Genomic DNA, 19,551 nt, shown 5'->3' with positions numbered 1-19,551 from the left:
TACGTTCCCTCTTTGAGGGCCCTGATGCCAGAATTCATTAACAGATTTTTTTTTTGCTCTAAGATTTCCCCTTACATGTCTTTTTATACTGGGATGATAAAGCTTTGAGGTCCCCTTCTGGGTCCATTTGAGGGGGCTTGTATGGCGTATACATTTATGACGTATATATTTAGTTTGTATGAAATTGTTGATAATATAAATGAAAAAAAAGTATCTTTGTTTAGGCTTAATAAAATGGCATCAAATTTTAAAATTTATCGTTAAGATGATGTTAGTATTGAGGGTGGCGACATACACACAAATTTAATCCAAATGAAAAAAGAAATTCTGGTCATGGCGGTTTTCGCTATGCTTGTCTCATGCAAGAAACAAGCTGACGAAGTCACAAATCCTGATAAAAAAGAGAAATTATCCCCAGATATTGAACTGGTAGTTAAGGGAGCAACACAAGAAACCCCGCCTTTATATCCATGGTCTGAAACCTATAATTTTTTAGGATTTGGATATGACGCTACAGATAAATTCAACGACGAAGTTTCGGTAAGGGGAAATGTAGTCGATATTCCGGCTTATGCCGCTAGCGGATCTTATAGGATTAATTTAATTAGAGGTACAGAAGGTTCATGGAGAACCATTGAGGCTGAAAATGCTTTAGATCTATCAGAAAAATTCTCCAATTCATTTAAAGAAACTAAGGGGCTGAGACTCTTTGGAAACACGGTGGAAAAGGCATTCCCCGGAACAGTGGCCACTGATAAAAAGTATGTTTACGGATACTATTCCAATTACGTGGTATGGAAAAGATACACATTTTATTATGATCAAGGTGTAAATAGTTTTTTTTAACAGCTGGTTTCAAGAGTGATATTACTTTATTAAGCGCTCAAGAGCTTGTTCATAAATATGGAACACATGTTCTGGCTGGGGTAGAAATGGGGTCGAAATTTGATGTCATTTATCAGGCAGAGGCTCCTGAGGTAAATAGAGCATCCATCATTGTGGAGGGATTACGCTATGCATTAAAACAAACATTCGGCTTAATGAGTGGCTATTTGGATGATGTAACTTAGTGAACTTAAATGCAAATTCTTCAGCCAGGATCTATTATAGCTCTATTGGGGGCGATATGAGCAAATTGAAAACCGAAATCATAAATAATAGGCTGATGTTGAATATTACGAATTGGCGTTCTTCTACTACAGAAGATAAGGCACGATTTATTGGTATTTATAACAATCGTCTGGTCCCTCTTGATAGTTTTATTGACGATAGCGTAAAAAAAAAGCGGAGGTAAAATCTTATATCGAACAATATTTTGCAACTAAGGCGGTCAAATTGGCAAATTAAATTTACGGAGTAAATCTAAGGCCCTTGTCCAGGAAGATGTTCCAGATAAACAACCAAGCCATCATATCGGCTAAGCATCATACCAAAATGGAGTGCCCGTGTGAATTCAAAAAAAAAGGATAGCCCTATGCTGACATCAGAACCCTCGCAGAGGGGGAATACTGAGAATAGTATTAAATCCCAGGAATTCACATGATTCTGGTATTTTATAGCATCATTAATAACGACCTACTTATTTTTATTCTTTGTATTTTTAAGTCTAAAATTTTCTATTTTTTTTAATTTGATTGGATATCATCATTAAAAAAGTATATAATCCTATAAATATTATCAAAAGGACTAAAATTACAACAGGAAATTTGTTGTATTGACCTAGCATTGAAGTTATATCAAGAATAGTAATATTCATTATTAAATTTTTAAGCTACAGGATTAAATTTCATTTCGTATTAAATGCAGTCTGTATCGCATTGTAGCTATCCATATACCAATAAGTGTCCATCCAATAAAAGCAGGGTATAAAACCATTCTGATACGGTTATCCAAATCATATTTACCAAATGCTGGATTACCTCCGTTTCCCGGATGTAGAGAATCAGTCAATCGCGGTAAAATAATCAATAATACGATCATTAATGGAAAAGCAAAAATATTGTATATTGAAGATATTTTGGCAGATTTTTGTTCATCATCAATTGAGTTACGTAATATGAGATAAGCAGAATATAGTAAAAAGGCTATAACTGCACTTGTTTGTTTTGGGTCATTACTCCATGCTTCTCCCCAGGTCATTTTTGCCCATGCCATACCGCTTACTAGACCTAATATAAAGAAAACCATTGCTGTCTTCACGCACTCAACCGCAATAAAGTCATATTTTATATTACCTGACCGCAGATATCGTATACTGAATACTACCGATAATAAAAATAACACAAACATTGCTATCCACATTGGAACATGAAAGTATACATTTCTTATAGTTTCGTGGAGTATCGGCAATTCGGGAACAGGAAATAACAATCCTCCAATTAATGAATAAAGGACTAAAATTGAAGCGAGAATTTTCCACCAAGATTTAAACATTAATTTATCCATGAGTGTCAATTAGCTTTGATTTAAATACATGGACAAATAACTATATTTTTATTATAAAGTATAACTCTGTTTTTCTTGTTTAAAACAAAATTACAATAAAGAGATTATTACAATTTCATTTTATTGTGTTTTGACCTTTTAAAAAGCTTTGCGATTACCAGCTAATTAACCAACCAGGCCATTATACGGGCTAAGCATCATGCCAAAATGGAGTGCCCGTGTGAATTCAAAAAAACAGGATAGCCCGTTGCTGACATCAGAACCCTCGCAGAGGGGGCGTAGTCAGCAACGGGCTATCCTGTTTTTTTTGAACCTTTACTCGTAACGTAGTGCTTCTACGGGGTCAAGCTTCGAAGCTTTCTTTGCAGGATAATAACCTGAAGCTACCCCTACCATGACACATAAGGCGAAACCTCCAAAAATAAACATCCATGGGATAATGAATGAGCCGCCCATCATTAATGAAATGGCATTTCCCAGCAGTACCCCAAACAGAATTCCCATTGCGCCTCCCATCAAACAGATGATGACGGCCTCTATCAGAAACTGTTTTCTGATGACAGAAGGATTTGCCCCGATAGCTTTTCTGATCCCAATTTCGCGGGTACGTTCCGTTCCGTTACCGATACCAGCATGATATTCATTAAGCCGATCGAAGCCCCGATCAAAGTGATCACACCTATCGCTATACCACCCACTGCGATCATTGCAAGATCTTTAAACAACGTTTGGGCAAGCGCATCACTTTTGGTTATCTCAAAGTTATTAGGTTCTTTGATCTTAATCTTTCTCACATTTCTGAACTCAGCTGTTGCCTCACCAATTACGTTTTCCATCTGATCAGGCTTATTAACCATGATACTAATCGTATAAGAAGGATTTGGCGACGCATTGATGACCTTAGCTTTGTAAAGCGGTATGAATATCGCTCTGTCGGCACTAAATCCCATACTCGAGCCCTTAGGGGCTAATACGCCTATTACTTTCAGGCGGCTGCCACCTGCAGTTATGAATTTATCTATCGGAGATTCAGTTTTGAATAATGTAGTCGCAATCTCACTACCAAGGATACACACATTAGGGCCTAGTTCTGCTTCGGCAGGAGTAAAGTTACGGCCATTTGCAATGTCAGCCCCCTGAGATTTAAGACCGTTTTCGTCAATACCCCTGATATTTATATTGGGATTTGTTTTCTGCTGACCATATTTAGCTGTCGCTGCACCTGATGCAATTACGCTGATTGTCGTCAGTGCAGGGACATTCAATTGTTTTTTTAATGTAATCGCATCCTCGTAACGAATAGCTTTAGAAGATTTTGCTTCCTGACCTGGCCCGCCAAAACGGATTCCTGTGCCTTTATTCCTGATTGTAAAGGCATTTGCCCCCATACTGGAGAACGCATCAGTCATACTTGTTTTTACCGCATCCAAAGTTGTCAGAATCCCTACCAGTGCCGATAAACCAATAGCAATAATCAATGCAGTAAGCATCGTTCGCAGGCGGTTACTTTGTATAGATTGCAGGGCTAGCCTTATGTTTTCTGTATAGGTCATTTCTTTTTGATCTAATTTGGATGGGCTAAAAATAAAAAGTCCCGCTGTTATGACAACGGGACTTTCAAAATGTTACAAGGAAAATGTTTTAATTATACTGAAAAACTCGTTCCACAGCCACAAGTACTTTCTGCATTCGGATTACTGAAAGTAAAACCTCTCGAGTTTAATCCATCCTGCCAGTCTACCTGCATACCCAGTAAATACATCTGGTGTGCCTTATTCATGAAAATCTTCATTCCATTAATGATAAATTCCTGATCGCCATCTTTTTTCTGGTCAAAACCCAGCAGATAGCTCATACCTGAACATCCACCACCTTCAACACCAACACGCAAACCGAAATCTTCAGCAATTTCCTGCTGATCTTTTAATTTCAAAAGTTCTTTTAAAGCAGTTTCAGTAAAAGAAACTGGTGCAAACGCTGTATCAACTGTACTCATGATATTTCTATTTTGGAATAACAAATATATCCTTCTGGTGCCCAAACGCCTAAAGAAGCAATTAAAAGGTCTTATATCGGAATATAAAAAATCTAATGCGATATGGGTTGGGCTGTCCAATATCCCGGATTGTCCGAACAAAGATAATAACAAATGGTTTATACTGTATAACATAAAAATGATAAGACAGTCAATTTGAGGTAAAGAATTTAGAAGTCGTCTAAATAGATTGCTGAATAAAATTCAATATTTATAGAAATAAAAATACATTTTTGCTGAAGACAAACAGAACCAAATGAACTTACAATACTTTTTGACGCAGGTGGCCGTTTTTGCCTCTGGAGGGATCATCACCATGCTTTTTGCCTGGTATCTGATCAGAAATGATGTGCAGAAATATTTTAACCTGAAATCTTTTGAAACCAGAAAAGAGGAGCGAAGCCACTTACTTCCGCTTCGTTTACAAGCCTATGAAAGGATGATCGTTTTTGTAGAAAGGCTTAATCCTGCGAACCTTTTCATCAGATTACATCAGCAGGGAATCTCTGCAAAAGAACTTCAATCGGTCATTTTGAATGAGATAAGATCAGAATATCAGCATAATGTGACCCAGCAGCTCTATGTCAGTGCAGCAAGCTGGAATGTGATGCGTAAATTAAAAGAAGATACTATTGCCATGCTAAATAACGCTGTCGCAGGTTTGCCAGCTGATTCAAGCGGCGTAGATCTGAGCAGGAAAGTATTAGAACATATGGCAGGCATTGCCGATAACCCATATGATCTTACGCTCGAATTGATTCAAAAAGATATTCATCAGTTATTTTAATATGGAAGATAAAAAATTCGTTACCAGTTCCGGGATTGAAATTAAGGCAACCTATACACTTGCCAAACCGATGACTGAAGTACCAGGTGAGTTCCCTTATACAAGAGGTATCCAGAAAGATATGTATCGGGGCAGGTTATGGACTATGCGCCAATATGCAGGTTTTAGTACTGCCGAAGAGTCTAATAAACGTTATCATTATCTGTTAAAACAAGGTACGATGGGTTTGTCTGTCGCATTCGACCTGCCTACGCAGATTGGTTATGACTCTGATCATGAAATGTCGGAAGGGGAGGTTGGTAAGTAGGGGTGGCCATTGATTCATTAAAAGATATGGAAACTCTGTTTGACGGAATTGAACTGGAAAAGATTACGACTTCCATGACAATCAATGCTACAGCTTCTGTTTTACTGGCGATGTATATTGCTTTAGCCAAAAAACAAGGTGCAGATATCAGGCAGATTTCCGGAACCATACAAAACGATATTTTAAAAGAATATGCCGCAAGAGGCACCTATATCTATCCGCCAAAGTCTTCTATGCGGATTATTACAGATATTTTTGAATACTGTAGTAAAGAGGTGCCAAAATGGAATACAATATCTATTTCTGGATACCATATCCGCGAAGCAGGCTCTACAGCCGTACAGGAACTGGCTTTTACGCTGGCTAATGGAAAAGCTTATTTAAACGCTGCGCTGGAAAAAGGACTTGATATTAATGTCTTCGCTAAACGTCTTTCTTTCTTTTTTAATTGCCATAATAATTTCTTTGAAGAAATTGCAAAATTCCGGGCGGCAAGGAATGTGGGCAAATATTACCAAAACTTTGGGAGCGACAGATGAGAAGGCGCAGATGTTGCGTTTTCACACCCAAACGGGAGGCTCTACGCTCACTGCACAGCAACCGATGAATAATATCATCAGAGTTACCAATCAGGCCATGGCGGCCGTTCTTGGTGGTACACAGTCTTTACATACCAACGGTTATGATGAAGCCCTGTCATTGCCAACTGAGGCAGCAGCGAAAATTGCTTTGCGTACCCAGCAGGTGATTGCTTTTGAAAGCGGGGTAACTGAAACTGTAGATCCGTTAGCAGGATCTTTCTTTGTGGAAAATCTAACCAATGAAATTGAAGCTGCGGCGCAATTATATATTGATAAAATTGATGCCATGGGCGGATCTGTAAATGCAATAGAAAATGGTTATATTCAGAATGAAATTGCTGATGCAGCTTATGCTTACCAGGTAGAGGTCGAAGAGGCTACCAGGGTGATCGTCGGAGTGAACAAGTTTACACGGAAAAAGAAGGAATCACTGATACGTTAAGAATTGATGAATCGATAAGAACGATACAGACTGATAAAATAAACCGGTTGAAAAAAGAGCGGGATAATGAGTCTGTTTCTGTCGCTCTGGCTAATTTGAAAAAGGCGGCTGAATCAACTGAAAACCTGATGCCCTTTATTCTGACTGCTGTGGAGGCCTATGCAACTTTAGGTGAAATTGCAGATGTATTGCGTAGCGTTTTTGGAGAGTATTAAAAACGCAATGTTAAAAAATAGTTATCCACATAAAAAATTTAGGTTAACTATGGTATGACTCTGCTGATTAGGTACTTACTAAATAAATGAAATTTTAGTTTTTTTTGTTGATAATTTTTTGAATCTTCGATCTCTCGGAACAGCAATTTCTTTGGCTGTTTTCGGTGAGGAAAATCATTTATCTATTTAGGGCACTATGGAAAAAACTTGTACCGAAGTATGGAAAAACTGTCTCCAAATTATTAAGGACAATATCCGAGTCAAAGTTTTAAAACCTGGTTCGAACCTATCTCTGCCCTTAAGCTTGATGGGAAAGTTTTAACAATCCAGGTACCTAGCTTATTTTTCTATGAATGGTTAGAGGAACACTACGTTGGTCTGCTGCGAAAGACTGTTAAAAAGCAGCTTGGGGATGAAGGCAGACTGGAATATAACATCGTTGTAGATAAGTCTTCCAATAGTGGCTCACCTTACACTACAAATATGCCCTCTAATGGTAATGGGGCAGAAGCTAAATTACAATCTATGCCAATACCTGTTTCTATAAACAAGGATATCAAGAATCCTTTTATAATTCCAGGACTTAAAAAGCTGAATGTTGACCCTCAGCTAAATTCAAATTACACTTTTGAGAACTATATCGAAGGAGACTGTAACCGTCTTGCACGTTCTGCGGGATATGCTGTTGCTGCAAAGCCGGGAGGAACCTCTTTTAACCCCTTAATGATTTATGGCGGGGTGGGTTTAGGTAAGACTCTCATCTTGGTCAGGCTATCGGGAATGAAATTAAGCGGACAATGCCTGATAAGCTGGTCATCTATGTTTCGTGCGAAAAATTCTGCCAGCAATTTGTAGACTCGCTTAAAAATAACACAATCAATGATTTCGTGAATTTCTACCAGGCAATGGATGTCATTATCATGGATGATGTGCATAATTTCGCCGGGAAAGAGAAAACACAGGATATCTTCTTCCATATTTTTAATCATTTGCACCAGTCGGGCAAACAAGTGATCCTTACTTCAGATAAAGCACCTAAAGACTTAGCCGGCCTGGAAGAAAGATTATTGAGCAGATTTAAATGGGGGCTTTCAGCAGATCTGCAAATCCCTGATCTGGAAACCCGGATCGCTATTCTGAGAAAGAAAATGTATGCAGATGGTATTGAGCTTCCTCAGGAAGTAGTTGAATACGTTGCGAATAATATTGATAACAATGTAAGAGAACTGGAAGGTGCAATGGTTTCTTTGCTTGCACAGTCAACTCTGAATAAAAAAGATATCGATCTTTCCTTAGCAAAACAAATGCTGAAGAACTTTATCAAAAATACGACTAAAGAGATTTCGATGGAATACATACAGAAATTAGTATGTGAATACTTTGAAGTCCCTGTTGATATGGTCAAGTCACCTACCCGTAAAAGAGAGATCGTACAGGCAAGACAAATTTCCATGTACCTTTCCAAGAGCCATACTAAATCTTCATTAAAGACGATAGGTGCTTTCTTTGGAGGCAGAGATCACTCTACAGTAATCTATGCCTGTCAAACGGTAGAAGACCTGATTGATACCGATAAGAAGTTTAAAGGTTATGTGCACGATATTCAGAAAAAACTCAAAATGAGTTAACTACTTAATCGCTTCTAGTTTCATTAGTCCATAAAATAGCGCAGCCGCATGTAAAGATTGATCAATCTTGTTATCAGCAAGCATTTGTTTAACCTCTGCTATGGTATATTCTTCAACATTTAAGATTTTTGTTCATCCAGATCCTGTTCCTGTGTTTTAATGCCACCGGTCAGTAAATATGTAAATGTCCTGTTATCGGAAGTGGCAGGATTAGGATAAAGTGTAGCAATCAGCTCACAGCTTTCAAAAGAATAACCAGTTTCTTCCAGTAACTCTCTTTTTACTCCATCTTGCGGATCTTCTCCTGACTCAACAACACCGCCAGGGATTTCCAATGAAATGATATCTGCTGCATGACGGTACTGACGTACTAGTACGATTTTATGATCTTTCGTTAACGCAACAGCATTGGCCCAATCGGGATACTCCAATACAAAATAATCATCTTTTACTGCACCGTTCTGTAATTTACAGGTATCTACCCGCAAAGTTGCCCATCTTTCCTTCACCAGGTATCTGGAGGAAAGTTTTTCCCATTTCAAAATCTCCATTTGTATGTATTGTTAACCCTTCTGATTCAGATAGTCTTTTACTGTCTTTTGACGGCTAAGATTGTTCATGTTGACTACATGATGTTTAACTTCTAAGGTCTGATAAGTAAGCTGTAGTTTTTCTGCAACAGATTTATGCTCTCCGGTCAGCTCTGCTGTGTTGAATTTGATATAAAGTACTTGCGAAAGTATTTCAAGCTTTTCTGGCGGAAAGTTTTTTTTCGTCAGAAAAGCCATGAAATCACTATCATCACAAGCTACCAGATCTGAAAAAAGAATTCCAAAATCTGATTCCAGCATTTCATTTAAGCCGTTGTCAGCTTCTTCGAGTTTGCCTTCCTGTTTCAGGCCCAGGATTCTTGCTATTGCCTGTGAGATTTTTTGAATCTCAGCAGTTATTAAATCTCTTTTATACATGTTTTATGAGCCTCTTTTACCAGCTTCCGCTACTACCGCCACCACCAAAACTACCTCCGCCGAAGCCACCAAATCCGCCACCGCCACTACTGCTGCCTCCGCCGCCCCAGCCACCGCCAGAACTTCTCCCACTGCCTAATAGCGCGCCCCAGAATAATGCTTCACCGACGCCACGGCCGCCAATTACCTGGCCACCGTTGCCACCGCCACCACCTTTTCTGATGACGATAATGATAATTACGATAATAACAATAATTACAAAGACACTAGAACCACCGCCACCTTTTTTTTTTGATGAGGCTCTGGGATTATCATTCTTGTATTCACCTTTGGTGTATTTGATAATAGCTGTTGTACCCGCATCCAGTCCTGCATAGTAATCACCAGCTTTGAATTCAGGTTTAATCTCATTCTCAATAATCCTCTTGGTAATAATATCAGGTAAAACGCCTTCAACACCATATCCGGTCTGCATCGCGATTTTTCGGTCGCCTAAAGCAACAACGATCATTACACCATTGCTGTTTTTTGCACCCCCAACACCCCAGCTTCTGCCCAGTCCAAGCGCATATTCATTAATATCATATTCACCCACACTTTTTACAATCGCAATGGCAATTTGTGTGGAGGTAGAATCATCAAATGCTACAAGTTTACTTTCAAGTTGTTGTTTCTGAGATTCAGAAAGCGTACCAGTATAATCATTGACAAGTGTATTTGGCTTCGCAGGATATTCCTGTGCAAATGCAGCTGTATAAAGTACGGTAAGAAATAGGGCAATTAATATTTTCTTCATTCGAGCTTATCTAATTTGATTGCTTTTGATCCATAAAAATGATATCATTAGGCAATTCATTAATATCCCCATTTTGATAAGGAAAGTGTATTGCTAATTTTTCACCAACAAGTCCGATACCAGCGATCAGGCCATTTGCGATGTTTCCACCTGCAAAATGTGCTTGCATTGCAATCTGTGTAGTTTCCCAGAAATCTTCTGGCAATAATTTATGAATTCCTCTGTCACCTATGATCGCAAATTTATGGTCAACATGAGCAAGATAGATCAGAACGCCATTTTGTTGTGACGTTTTATCCATGCCCAGTTTAGAGAAGTAGGCGGTCGCTCTCTCAAAGGCTTCACCTTTACAATGTTTTTCTACAGCATTTCTAATTTCGCCTGATGTAAGTTTTTCGGCTTCACCAATAGCATTGGTAATCAGGTCTTGTTCTTGTTCTGTCAGAAATGGCATAATGATAAGAATTAAACAGATAAGGGTAATGAATGTCTTATAAATAAAACACTCAATACCCTTAAATATTATAAACGTGAATTAAAATTCTACTTTAGGTGTATTTTGCGCACCCGCATCAGCTTTAAATCCAGCTTTTTGTTTGAAACCAAACATACCTGCTGTCAGGTTGTTAGGAAATGATCTTACTTTAACATTATACGATTGTACAGCTTCATTGAAGTCTTTACGGGCTACAGCAATTCTGTTTTCTGTACCTTCCAGTTGTACCGAAAGATCACTGAACTGCTGTGTAGCTTTTAACTCAGGATAGTTTTCAGTAAGTACCATCAATTTACCCAGAGCTTGTCCAATCTGACCTTGAGCAGCCTGGAATTTTTCTAATTTTTCAGGAGTTAAATCATCAGCACTCACTTTAATCTGACTTGCCTGTGCACGCGCTTCGATTACAGCAGTCAATGTGCTTTGCTCAAATTTAGCAGCACCTTTTACTGTACTTACCAAATTAGGGATTAAATCAGAGCGTCTCTGGTACTGAGTTTCCACCTGGTTCCATTTAGTTTTTACATCCTCATCCAGTTTAACCATTGTGTTATATCCACAGCTGCTAAACGTAGTGGTGATGAACAAGGCAGCGATAACTCCTAATATTGCTTTTTTCATTTTTATCATGTTTTGGTTTGTATGTGTTAATTTACACATTAGAACTCAATTTCCGTACCTTTGTTACATTTAAGGAAAAAAACATGACAACTTGTATGTAATTGGACAAGTAAACTCATATTTCTGTACCTTTGTGGCCATTCAGGATAAATACCTGACATAATGTATGCAAAAAGAAATAGAAATAACCATCGCGCCGGAAGAAGCAGGACAAGAAGAACAAATCTTAAAAAAGCTCTCTGCATTACTGGAATTGGATATATTACGTATAAAAGGATTTAAAATCCTTAAGCGATCTATAGACGCCCGTTCCCGCAAAGTCATTTTCAGATTACAGGTAAAAGCATTCATTGATGAACCTCAGGCGGATGATAAATTTACGCTCGATTATCAGAATGTTGCTGATAAAAAAGAGGTGATTATTGTTGGTGCTGGTCCGGCTGGCCTTTTTGCAGCACTCCAGTGTATCGAAAACGGGATGAAACCCATTGTGCTTGAACGGGGGAAAGACGTCAAACAGCGCAGACGTGATCTGGCATTAATCAATAAAGAAGGTATTGTAAATACAGAATCGAATTATTGTTACGGAGAAGGCGGAGCAGGGACTTACTCTGATGGAAAATTATATACCCGTTCTAATAAACGTGGTGATATCAATAAAGTACTTCAGATTTTTGTTCAGCACGGCGCAACAGACGATATCCTTGTTGATGCAAGACCCCATATCGGAACCAATAAACTCCCTCATATTTATCACCGCTATCAGAGAGACGATCTTAAACGCAGGCGGTGAAGTTAATTTTGATCAGAAAGTCACAGATTTTATTATAGAGTCAGGGAAGATTAAAGGTGTAGTGGTAAATGAACTTTACACTTTGTCGGCTGATGCCGTGATTTTGGCGACGGGACATTCTGCACGCGATATTTATACGCTCTTACATCAGAAAGGCATTCTGGTAGAAGCGAAGCCTTTTGCAATGGGGGTAAGGATAGAACATCCTCAGGCAATTATTGACGAAGCGCAATACCATTGTCCGGTTAGAAGTGAGTTTTTACCACCGGCATATTATAGTTTAGTAGAGCAGGTAGGCAACAGAGGCGTATTTTCATTCTGTATGTGTCCGGGGGGAATTATTGCTCCCTGTGCTACTTATGAGAATGAAATTGTAGTTAACGGCTGGTCTCCGTCAAAACGGAATAATCCTTTTGCAAATTCAGGTACAGTAGTTCAGGTTACCCTTGATGATGTTCCGGGGTGATGATCCGTTACGGATGATGAACTTCCAGTCAGCTATTGAAGAAAAAGCTTTTGCCATGGGTGGCGGTAATTTAGTTGCTCCCGCACAGCGGATGATCGACTTTGTCGAAGACAGGCTTTCTTCCGATTTACCAAAGAATTCTTATTTACCGGGTACAAAAAGCGTGATGCTAAAAGATATGCTGCCTGATTTTATTGCTTCAAGTTTAAAGAATGCCTTACCGCTTTTTGGTAGAAAGATGAAGGGTTATTATACTAATGAGGCGATATTAGTTGGTATAGAAAGCAGAAGTTCATCGCCAGTGCGGATACCAAGAGACCGTGAAACCTTTCAGCATCCTGAAGTAAGTGGTTTATATCCATGCGCAGAAGGAGCTGGTTATGCCGGAGGAATAGTCTCAGCCGCGATAGATGGGGTAAACTGTGCGAATGCAATAAAAAGGTTTAGTTAAACAATTCTGTATTGGTGCTGTTTTTAACGTGTTAACATTAGTCTCTTTTAAAATTTATTAAAGACTTGCTGATAAAATTATATAGCGATGAAGAATACATTAATCATAGGAGCGAGCCCAAATCCTGCAAGATATGCTTATCTGGCAGCAAAAATGCTTACAGAAAAAGGTCATTCAATTGTTAACGTAGGTGTTAAAAGTGGAGAGGTCGCTGGTGTTTCGATTGAAAAGCCTGCAGAAATACATACCGGTATTGATACGATAACTTTATATGTTAGCCCCCATTTGCAAGCGGAGTATTTTGATTATATCCTTCAAACAAAACCGAGACGGGTGATTTTTAATCCCGGAACGGAAAACGATGAGCTGGAAACCTTGTTAGAAGAGAATAATATAGAGGCTGTTGAAGCTTGTACACTGGTTTTGTTGTCTACTGGTCAGTATTGATCACTACTTGTTATTTTATGATCACAGTCTGTTCTTTTTGTATAAATATCGATGATATATTACCCCTGAAGCGATTAAGCTTATGCTGAACGGAAAATATAATCTGGCTATAATTGCCATGATAGAGCCAACTAGCAGGATGAATATATATTTAAGATATCTTTCAGCATCATCATTTACCAAATAAAGTGACATGCGCAGGGTAAGCAAAATCCCTGCACACAGCAATATTCCCAATATGGTATTGAATGTGGAGAACCCCGAAACAATACTATAAAAGATTAACTCAGGTATCAAAAGGGCAAGCAGGAAACCAAACAGACTGATTAGCTTGTACGAATAATTTACCGGAAGACTATTGATGAAATTCGCCTTGCTTCTTTCAAATCTGAGAACAATTGAAATTAGAATACAATGGGAAATTGTTGCCGCCATCAGACTTAATAAGTAGATCCTGACATCATTGCCATTATCCGCGAACATCCATATAATCCCTTTAAAAAGGAAAAAAGATAGAATTTTGCAAACTATTAAGGTAAGGGGTTGCTCTTTCAGTATATAGTGGAGTGGCCATGTCCAGTAAGGTTTTTTTTTACTAACTGATATTTGTGGTAAAGTAATCAGCTTTCTGGCTGGTTTGAAGGTGTAATTAACAGCGCGAAAAGTGAAAATAGACAGGCCGCTGAATATCAGGATGATAAATCCCGTTAATGCTGCGGCTGATAAATAAAAATGTCCATACATACCTGTTACTATAACAAACACACCAAATATGACCAGCGGACTGTTTAAAAACAGGTATAAGACAAGCCAATTTAGTAATTGTATCTTTTTGACTGCTGCGGTGCTGGTTTTTACAAAATTATAAACTGATGTATTGATTAGTTTTTGTACAAAAAACAAAGATTTGAGGCTAAAAAGAAGTGTAATCAGCATAAATATTGCTCCTGCTACAGGAGATGAATTGATATTTATACCTAGGGCTAATATATAGCCTTTGAGCTGACTGTTTGGGACTGCTCCGAAAATCAGGTAAAAAAGGAAAAGAAATAATCCGGCATGTTGTGCGAAAAACTCTCTGCCGAAGGTTTTAATCCATAATTTCAGCATAATTTCAACTGCTGGTTATCGATTTGAAAAATACCATTCATCGGAACTTTGGTGTAGTCTAAATCCTGATGGGAAGAAATCAGAAATATTTTTCCTTCCTGCAGCTGGTTTTTTATCAATGTATAAAGTACTTCGATCGAAGCCTGATCAATAGTTATCATTAGCTCGTCCAGAATGTATAATTTCACATTACCTGTAAATGCGCAGATTAATGATAACTTTTTTAGCATTCCACTAGAGTAGCTTTCTATCTTGTTTTTCATGTAGTCTCCCATTCTAAACCCTTCTATAAGTTCATTAGCAGTTCTTCTTTCTACTTTCCGGATATTGAGGTGAAAGTCCAAAAGCTCATTGCCAGTAAGGAAGGACGGATATTGCGGTTCTGCTTCTGCGTAACTGAGCATAGAGCGGTAGGTCTCCGGTTCTTGATTTAAGGTGATATTGTTGATAGCTACCTCACCATTAAATGGTATTTGTCCGGAAATGATCTTAAATAAAGTGGTTTTTCCGGCTCCATTAATTCCTTTGATCAGATAAATTCCCTGGTTTACTTCCCAATGATCAAATTCGAAAACGGTATGGCTTCCATATTTTTTGCTCAGCTTATTTAAGCTCAATGTTGTTTGATCCATTTGTTTTTAGATGATAACTGTAAGGCAATGTTACAGGAGTTTTTTTTGTTTGGTTAATAAATTTTAATTGCTAAAAAGATGATTATTTGATAATTGATAGTTATTTTAGATAAATAAGATACTTATAGAACATAAATCTTAACCAGATGAAGAGCCTGCCGTTGTTTAAAATAATAGCTTTTTATTTGTTGCTCGGCATTACTGTATTGCTGCTGGGGCACGGATTGATTGACTGGACTTCCATAGAGAAGAATCATAACAGTCTGATGAATTTCCATGTTTTTCTGGATGTAGCCTTCATGATCATTGCGTCTTTTATTATCTTTTTTTCTATCCGGTTTTATCAAAAAGATCAGGAGACTACGGCCTTAAACTATCAAAAGCTATTTAATACCAGTCCGCTGGCTATTTATGTGATGGCAAAAGGAAGTTTTAAGATACTTTCTGTGAATGAGGCCATGACGAAATTATATGGTTATACAGAACAGGAATTTTTGCAAATGACATCTTTTGATATCAGACCTGCACAGGAGCGTGAACGAATTAAAAGTTTTATGGAACGTTATGGGGAGCAGGAACCCGAATCTATTGTCTGGCTTCATCAGAAAAAAAATGACGAATGTTTTTATGTAAAGACGACTTTTCATCCCATACCCTTTAAAAAAAATGGAGCGTATCTTGTTATGGTTGTAGATATAGATAAGTCTATCAAAGATGAAAAGAAGATTAATGATTTGCTCCATTTATATGAAACAGTTAATCATGCAACAAATGATGTAATCTGGGATTATAATTTCGTGGACGATCAGCTTAAATGGATGCAGGGGTATAATGAAACTTATGGTTACGCTACAGATACAAGTCCTGATATTTTTGGGGCAATGCAAAAGATCCATCCGGATGATCGGTTATTGGTAATGGATTCCTTCAAAAAAATATTTACTGATAAACAAAAGTACTTTTTTGCAGAGTACCGGTACAGATGTGCAGATGGTTCTTTTAAATATATCAGAGACCGGGGTTATGCAATCTTTGATCAGGATGGAGAGCCTATCCGAATGATAGGGGCGATGCAGGATATTGATAAACAGAAAAAGTACGAACAGCAGTTGCTTAGTCAAAATGAAAAGCTCAAAGAGATTGCCTGGCTGAATTCTCACCAGGTAAGAAGGCCGCTGACTAATATAATGGGGCTGATTAGCTTAATTAAGGATTCTGCAAGCAATGAAGAGGTTCTGGAGTTTATTGATTTTCTCGCTGTATCTTCCAAAGAACTTGATGATGCTGTTATTATGATTAATAAGCAGACTGTGGAGGGTAAGAATGTTCAGCTCTCTAAAGGTATAGCCTGATTCTTTGGTAAAACAAACAAAAAGAGTTTCTTGCAATGATGTGAAAACCGGGTATAATCTTTATGCTTTTGGTATAGTACATATGGTGTATGTATATATACTATATGTGATTGCTGAAAAAACGGGGTTAGTCGTAGTTTGATAATAGACAGAGAAGTTTCCAGGACAATTTAGATGCAGTATTGTGGCTGTACCTGAATCGGGTTGTCATCTATGTTGGGAAGGGGTTGGTAAGGCCATAGGCCTTACCAACCCCTTCCCAACATAGATGACTTACGCATATTAATAGGAGTTTTCTATAGTGTCAACCATATTTCTGACCTTGTTTGGGTGTTTGTTAACTAGATACAGGTATTACCTGGGTCCCTGAGTCTTTAGTTTTGACCTGAAAATAAGGGTTAATGCATTGAAAAGAGAAGAACCGATTGGTTTGCCCCACTGTTTGATTCTGTTTTTTTTTTTGATTTCCGGGTTGAAAACCTGGTGGATTGGCGGGGCTGAATGAAGAAAAATACGCTTTAATTTGGTTCTGTTCGAATTGGAATAAAGTTTTTAGTGTTGTAAACCATGGAGTTATGGATTGTATACAAGTAATAGTGTGTTATTGTTTGTTTGGTGGCATAATTTTCCTACATTTGCATCCCGCTTCGGAGGAAGGGAAAGAGTGAAAAGGAAGATTGAAAGGATGTAGAGTAGGAGTGTTAGTAAGCATTTTAGGAAGGGATAAAAAACTTCTAAAAATAAAAAAAAAAAAAAGCTTGCCAAAACGAAAAAGATTTCTACCTTTGCAGTCCCAACAAAAACGGGAAGCTTTACAACGGATGTTGATAGGGCAACAATAACAAGATTGAAACGATGAGAGCTGGAAAATACCTGAAGAACATTAAGACTTTAGGAAATAGAGAGTAACCATTGGAAAATATATAGACTGCCGTGAGGTTAAGTCGATAAGTTCATTAAAGAGATGTCATTTACAAACGTAGCGAGGTAAACACGTACAAGTTCAAAGTACATGAACCGCGCGAGTTTTTTAAGTCTATTCTGACAGACAAATAAGAATAAGACTATTATTAATACAAGTTAAGAATGGTCAGTGTTCAAACAACAACATTTTACAATGGAGAGTTTGATCCTGGCTCAGGATGAACGCTAGCGGCAGGCCTAATACATGCAAGTCGAACGATACTCTTTAGCTTGCTAAGGAGGAAAGTGGCGCACGGGTGCGTAACGCGTATGCAACCTACCTTAATCAGGGGGATAGCCCGAAGAAATTCGGATTAACACCGCATAAAATCACAGTACAGCATTGTACAATGATCAAATATTTATAGGATTAAGATGGGCATGCGTGACATTAGTTAGTTGGCGGGGTAACGGCCCACCAAGACCACGATGTCTAGGGGATCTGAGAGGATGACCCCCCACACTGGTACTGAGACACGGACCAGACTCCTACGGGAGGCAGCAGTAAGGAATATTGGTCAATGGAGGCAACTCTGAACCAGCCATGCCGCGTGCAGGAAGACAGCCCTCTGGGTCGTAAACTGCTTTTATTCGGGAATAAACCTACTTACGTGTAAGTAGCTGAATGTACCGAAGGAATAAGGATCGGCTAACTCCGTGCCAGCAGCCGCGGTAATACGGAGGATCCAAGCGTTATCCGGATTTATTGGGTTTAAAGGGTGCGTAGGCGGCTTTTTAAGTCAGGGGTGAAAGACGGTGGCTCAACCATCGCAGTGCCCTTGATACTGAAGAGCTTGAATGAATTAGAGGTAGGCGGAATGTGACAAGTAGCGGTGAAATGCATAGATATGTCACAGAACACCGATTGCGAAGGCAGCTTACTATGATTTTATTGACGCTGAGGCACGAAAGCGTGGGGATCAAACAGGATTAGATACCCTGGTAGTCCACGCCCTAAACGATGAATACTCGCTGTTAGCGATACACAGTTAGCGGCTAAGCGAAAGCGTTAAGTATTCCACCTGGGGAGTACGGTCGCAAGATTGAAACTCAGGGAATTGACGGGGGCCCGCACAAGCGGAGGAGCATGTGGTTTAATTCGATGATACGCGAGGAACCTTACCCGGGCTTGAAAGTTAGTGAATCATTTAGAGATAGATGAGTCCGCAAGGACACGAAACTAGGTGCTGCATGGCTGTCGTCAGCTCGTGCCGTGAGGTGTTGGGTTAAGTCCCGCAACGAGCGCAACCCCTATGTTTAGTTGCCAGCACGTTAAGGTGGGGACTCTAAACAGACTGCCTGTGCAAACAGAGAGGAAGGAGGGGACGACGTCAAGTCATCATGGCCCTTACGTCCGGGGCTACACACGTGCTACAATGGATGGTACAGAGGGCAGCAAGCTGGTAACAGCAAGCAAATCTCCAAAAGCCATTCACAGTTCGGATAGAGGTCTGCAACTCGACCTCTTGAAGTTGGATTCGCTAGTAATCGTATATCAGCAATGATACGGTGAATACGTTCCCGGGCCTTGTACACACCGCCCGTCAAGCCATGGAAGTTGGGGGTACCTAAAGTATGTAACCGCAAGGAGCGTCCTAGGGTAAAACCGATAACTGGGGCTAAGTCGTAACAAGGTAGCCGTACCGGAAGGTGCGGCTGGAATACCTCCTTTCTGGAGAAAGGTAGATTACTCGCTGCGTAAATGATATACTAACAAGGACTCGAAAGAGAGGTGTTTTAGTATATATAGTAAATGACAATAAAATCTCAAAAGAAAACCCATAGGATGAAACATCAAAATTAGTGTTGTTCACCTACTGAAAGTTAAGACAATTTAGTCCCGTAGCTCAGTTGGTTAGAGCACTACACTGATAATGTAGGGGTCAGCAGTTCAAATCTGCTCGGGACTACATTATATATTCTAAGGGGGATTAGCTCAGCTGGCTAGAGCGCCTGCCTTGCACGCAGGAGGTCAACGGTTCGACTCCGTTATTCTCCACAATTGGCCCGTGTTTA

16 protein-coding genes, 2 tRNA genes, 1 rRNA gene and 3 pseudogenes are annotated in these 19,551 nt (G+C 39.0%); 11 read left to right on the top strand and 11 right to left on the bottom strand.

All coding sequences use genetic code 11. The features are described 5' to 3' along the window. Positions 1–312: 312 nt before the first annotated feature. Entirely contained in the window at positions 313–846 is a 534-nt protein-coding gene (locus ACWYN3_RS21215) for a hypothetical protein (protein ID WP_456216236.1), read from the top strand. 20 nt (positions 847–866) lie between these two features. Further along, positions 867–1,070: an MAC/perforin domain-containing protein gene (locus ACWYN3_RS21210; RefSeq protein ID WP_456223100.1), complete on the top strand. Its 204-nt coding sequence runs from the start codon at positions 867–869 to the stop codon at positions 1,068–1,070. A gap of 709 nt (positions 1,071–1,779) precedes the next feature. Here the strand turns inward: ACWYN3_RS21210 and ccsA are convergent. The 4 genes from ccsA to ACWYN3_RS21190 form a co-directional block, all read right to left on the bottom strand. Further along, positions 1,780–2,433: a cytochrome c biogenesis protein CcsA gene (ccsA, locus tag ACWYN3_RS21205; RefSeq protein WP_456223099.1), complete on the bottom strand. Its 654-nt coding sequence runs from the start codon at positions 2,431–2,433 to the stop codon at positions 1,780–1,782. A 327-nt stretch (positions 2,434–2,760) separates the two neighbouring features. After that, positions 2,761–3,003 carry an ABC transporter permease gene (locus ACWYN3_RS21200; RefSeq protein ID WP_456223098.1) on the bottom strand — a complete coding sequence of 81 codons (243 nt, stop codon included), beginning with the start codon at positions 3,001–3,003 and terminating at the stop codon, positions 2,761–2,763. After that, positions 2,985–3,998, bottom strand: a complete 1,014-nt coding sequence (locus tag ACWYN3_RS21195; RefSeq protein WP_456216235.1) for an ABC transporter permease — start codon at positions 3,996–3,998, stop codon at positions 2,985–2,987. Before ACWYN3_RS21195 ends, ACWYN3_RS21200 begins: the two co-directional genes overlap by 19 nt. A gap of 92 nt (positions 3,999–4,090) precedes the next feature. Next, the gene (locus ACWYN3_RS21190) at positions 4,091–4,441 is read right to left on the bottom strand and encodes a HesB/IscA family protein (protein ID WP_456216234.1); all 351 of its coding nucleotides are present in this window, start codon (positions 4,439–4,441) and stop codon (positions 4,091–4,093) included. Positions 4,442–4,736: 295 nt separating this feature from the next. Between ACWYN3_RS21190 and ACWYN3_RS21185 the strand changes: the two genes are divergently transcribed. The 3 genes and pseudogenes from ACWYN3_RS21185 to dnaA all read left to right on the top strand — a co-directional run bounded on the left by ACWYN3_RS21185 (position 4,737) and on the right by dnaA (position 8,440). Then, the gene (locus tag ACWYN3_RS21185) at positions 4,737–5,267 is read left to right on the top strand and encodes a DUF7935 family protein (RefSeq protein ID WP_456216233.1); all 531 of its coding nucleotides are present in this window, start codon (positions 4,737–4,739) and stop codon (positions 5,265–5,267) included. 1 nt (position 5,268) lies between these two features. Further along, positions 5,269–6,812: pseudogene (locus tag ACWYN3_RS21180) on the top strand (acyl-CoA mutase large subunit family protein). Positions 6,813–7,008: 196 nt separating this feature from the next. Beyond that, positions 7,009–8,440: pseudogene (gene dnaA, locus ACWYN3_RS21175) on the top strand (chromosomal replication initiator protein DnaA). A gap of 119 nt (positions 8,441–8,559) precedes the next feature. Here the strand turns inward: dnaA and ACWYN3_RS21170 are convergent. From ACWYN3_RS21170 to ACWYN3_RS21150, 5 genes are all read right to left on the bottom strand, one after another. Further along, positions 8,560–8,991, bottom strand: a complete 432-nt coding sequence (locus tag ACWYN3_RS21170) for an NUDIX hydrolase (protein WP_456216232.1) — start codon at positions 8,989–8,991, stop codon at positions 8,560–8,562. Positions 8,992–9,003: 12 nt separating this feature from the next. Then, the gene (locus tag ACWYN3_RS21165; RefSeq protein ID WP_456216231.1) at positions 9,004–9,408 is read right to left on the bottom strand and encodes a hypothetical protein; all 405 of its coding nucleotides are present in this window, start codon (positions 9,406–9,408) and stop codon (positions 9,004–9,006) included. 16 nt (positions 9,409–9,424) lie between these two features. After that, positions 9,425–10,204, bottom strand: a complete 780-nt coding sequence (locus ACWYN3_RS21160) for a TPM domain-containing protein (RefSeq protein WP_456216230.1) — start codon at positions 10,202–10,204, stop codon at positions 9,425–9,427. A 10-nt stretch (positions 10,205–10,214) separates the two neighbouring features. Further along, positions 10,215–10,658 (bottom strand): TPM domain-containing protein, encoded by a 444-nt coding sequence (locus ACWYN3_RS21155; protein ID WP_456216229.1) that lies wholly within the window; start codon positions 10,656–10,658, stop codon positions 10,215–10,217. Between the two features lie 81 nt (positions 10,659–10,739). Continuing rightward, the gene (locus ACWYN3_RS21150; RefSeq protein WP_456216228.1) at positions 10,740–11,321 is read right to left on the bottom strand and encodes a LemA family protein; all 582 of its coding nucleotides are present in this window, start codon (positions 11,319–11,321) and stop codon (positions 10,740–10,742) included. A 166-nt stretch (positions 11,322–11,487) separates the two neighbouring features. Here ACWYN3_RS21150 and ACWYN3_RS21145 point away from each other — a divergent pair. Together ACWYN3_RS21145 and ACWYN3_RS21140 are read left to right on the top strand one after the other, a co-directional pair. Then, a pseudogene (locus ACWYN3_RS21145) lies at positions 11,488–13,031 on the top strand (NAD(P)/FAD-dependent oxidoreductase). An 87-nt stretch (positions 13,032–13,118) separates the two neighbouring features. Further along, a complete protein-coding gene (locus ACWYN3_RS21140) occupies positions 13,119–13,478 on the top strand; it encodes a CoA-binding protein (protein ID WP_456216227.1) in 360 nt (119 codons plus the stop codon). Between the two features lie 21 nt (positions 13,479–13,499). On the opposite strand, the gene ACWYN3_RS21135 is transcribed toward ACWYN3_RS21140, so the two are convergent. Beyond that, entirely contained in the window at positions 13,500–14,588 is a 1,089-nt protein-coding gene (locus tag ACWYN3_RS21135) for a hypothetical protein (RefSeq protein WP_456216226.1), read from the bottom strand. Further along, a complete protein-coding gene (locus ACWYN3_RS21130; RefSeq protein ID WP_456216225.1) occupies positions 14,582–15,220 on the bottom strand; it encodes an ABC transporter ATP-binding protein in 639 nt (212 codons plus the stop codon). The genes ACWYN3_RS21135 and ACWYN3_RS21130 overlap by 7 nt, the downstream gene beginning before the upstream one ends. A gap of 146 nt (positions 15,221–15,366) precedes the next feature. On the opposite strand from ACWYN3_RS21130, the gene ACWYN3_RS21125 reads away from it, so the two are divergent. The 4 genes from ACWYN3_RS21125 (at position 15,367) to ACWYN3_RS21110 (ending at position 19,534) form a co-directional block, all read left to right on the top strand. Beyond that, a complete protein-coding gene (locus ACWYN3_RS21125; RefSeq protein ID WP_456216224.1) occupies positions 15,367–16,572 on the top strand; it encodes a PAS domain-containing protein in 1,206 nt (401 codons plus the stop codon). A gap of 1,114 nt (positions 16,573–17,686) precedes the next feature. Next, a 16S ribosomal RNA gene (locus ACWYN3_RS21120) occupies positions 17,687–19,207 on the top strand. Between the two features lie 164 nt (positions 19,208–19,371). Continuing rightward, a tRNA-Ile gene (locus tag ACWYN3_RS21115) sits at positions 19,372–19,445 on the top strand. 15 nt (positions 19,446–19,460) lie between these two features. Beyond that, a tRNA-Ala gene (locus tag ACWYN3_RS21110) sits at positions 19,461–19,534 on the top strand. Positions 19,535–19,551: the final 17 nt, after the last annotated feature.

This window comes from Pedobacter sp. NJ-S-72 (genome assembly GCF_053890575.1).
Note: the sequence above shows the minus strand (reverse complement) of the source record. Positions and strands in the feature narration are given on the sequence as shown.

Coding starts and splice junctions, on each gene's coding strand:
- ACWYN3_RS21215 (WP_456216236.1), top strand. CDS start 313: ATGAAAAAAGAAATTCTGGTCATGGCGGTTTTCGCTATGCTTGTCTCA.
- ccsA (WP_456223099.1), bottom strand. CDS start 2,433: ATGTTTAAATCTTGGTGGAAAATTCTCGCTTCAATTTTAGTCCTTTAT.
- ACWYN3_RS21195 (WP_456216235.1), bottom strand. CDS start 3,998: ATGACCTATACAGAAAACATAAGGCTAGCCCTGCAATCTATACAAAGT.
- ACWYN3_RS21190 (WP_456216234.1), bottom strand. CDS start 4,441: ATGAGTACAGTTGATACAGCGTTTGCACCAGTTTCTTTTACTGAAACT.
- ACWYN3_RS21185 (WP_456216233.1), top strand. CDS start 4,737: ATGAACTTACAATACTTTTTGACGCAGGTGGCCGTTTTTGCCTCTGGA.
- ACWYN3_RS21170 (WP_456216232.1), bottom strand. CDS start 8,991: ATGGAGATTTTGAAATGGGAAAAACTTTCCTCCAGATACCTGGTGAAG.
- ACWYN3_RS21165 (WP_456216231.1), bottom strand. CDS start 9,408: ATGTATAAAAGAGATTTAATAACTGCTGAGATTCAAAAAATCTCACAG.
- ACWYN3_RS21160 (WP_456216230.1), bottom strand. CDS start 10,204: ATGAAGAAAATATTAATTGCCCTATTTCTTACCGTACTTTATACAGCT.
- ACWYN3_RS21155 (WP_456216229.1), bottom strand. CDS start 10,658: ATGCCATTTCTGACAGAACAAGAACAAGACCTGATTACCAATGCTATT.
- ACWYN3_RS21150 (WP_456216228.1), bottom strand. CDS start 11,321: ATGAAAAAAGCAATATTAGGAGTTATCGCTGCCTTGTTCATCACCACT.
- ACWYN3_RS21140 (WP_456216227.1), top strand. CDS start 13,119: ATGAAGAATACATTAATCATAGGAGCGAGCCCAAATCCTGCAAGATAT.
- ACWYN3_RS21135 (WP_456216226.1), bottom strand. CDS start 14,588: ATGCTGAAATTATGGATTAAAACCTTCGGCAGAGAGTTTTTCGCACAA.
- ACWYN3_RS21130 (WP_456216225.1), bottom strand. CDS start 15,220: ATGGATCAAACAACATTGAGCTTAAATAAGCTGAGCAAAAAATATGGA.
- ACWYN3_RS21125 (WP_456216224.1), top strand. CDS start 15,367: ATGAAGAGCCTGCCGTTGTTTAAAATAATAGCTTTTTATTTGTTGCTC.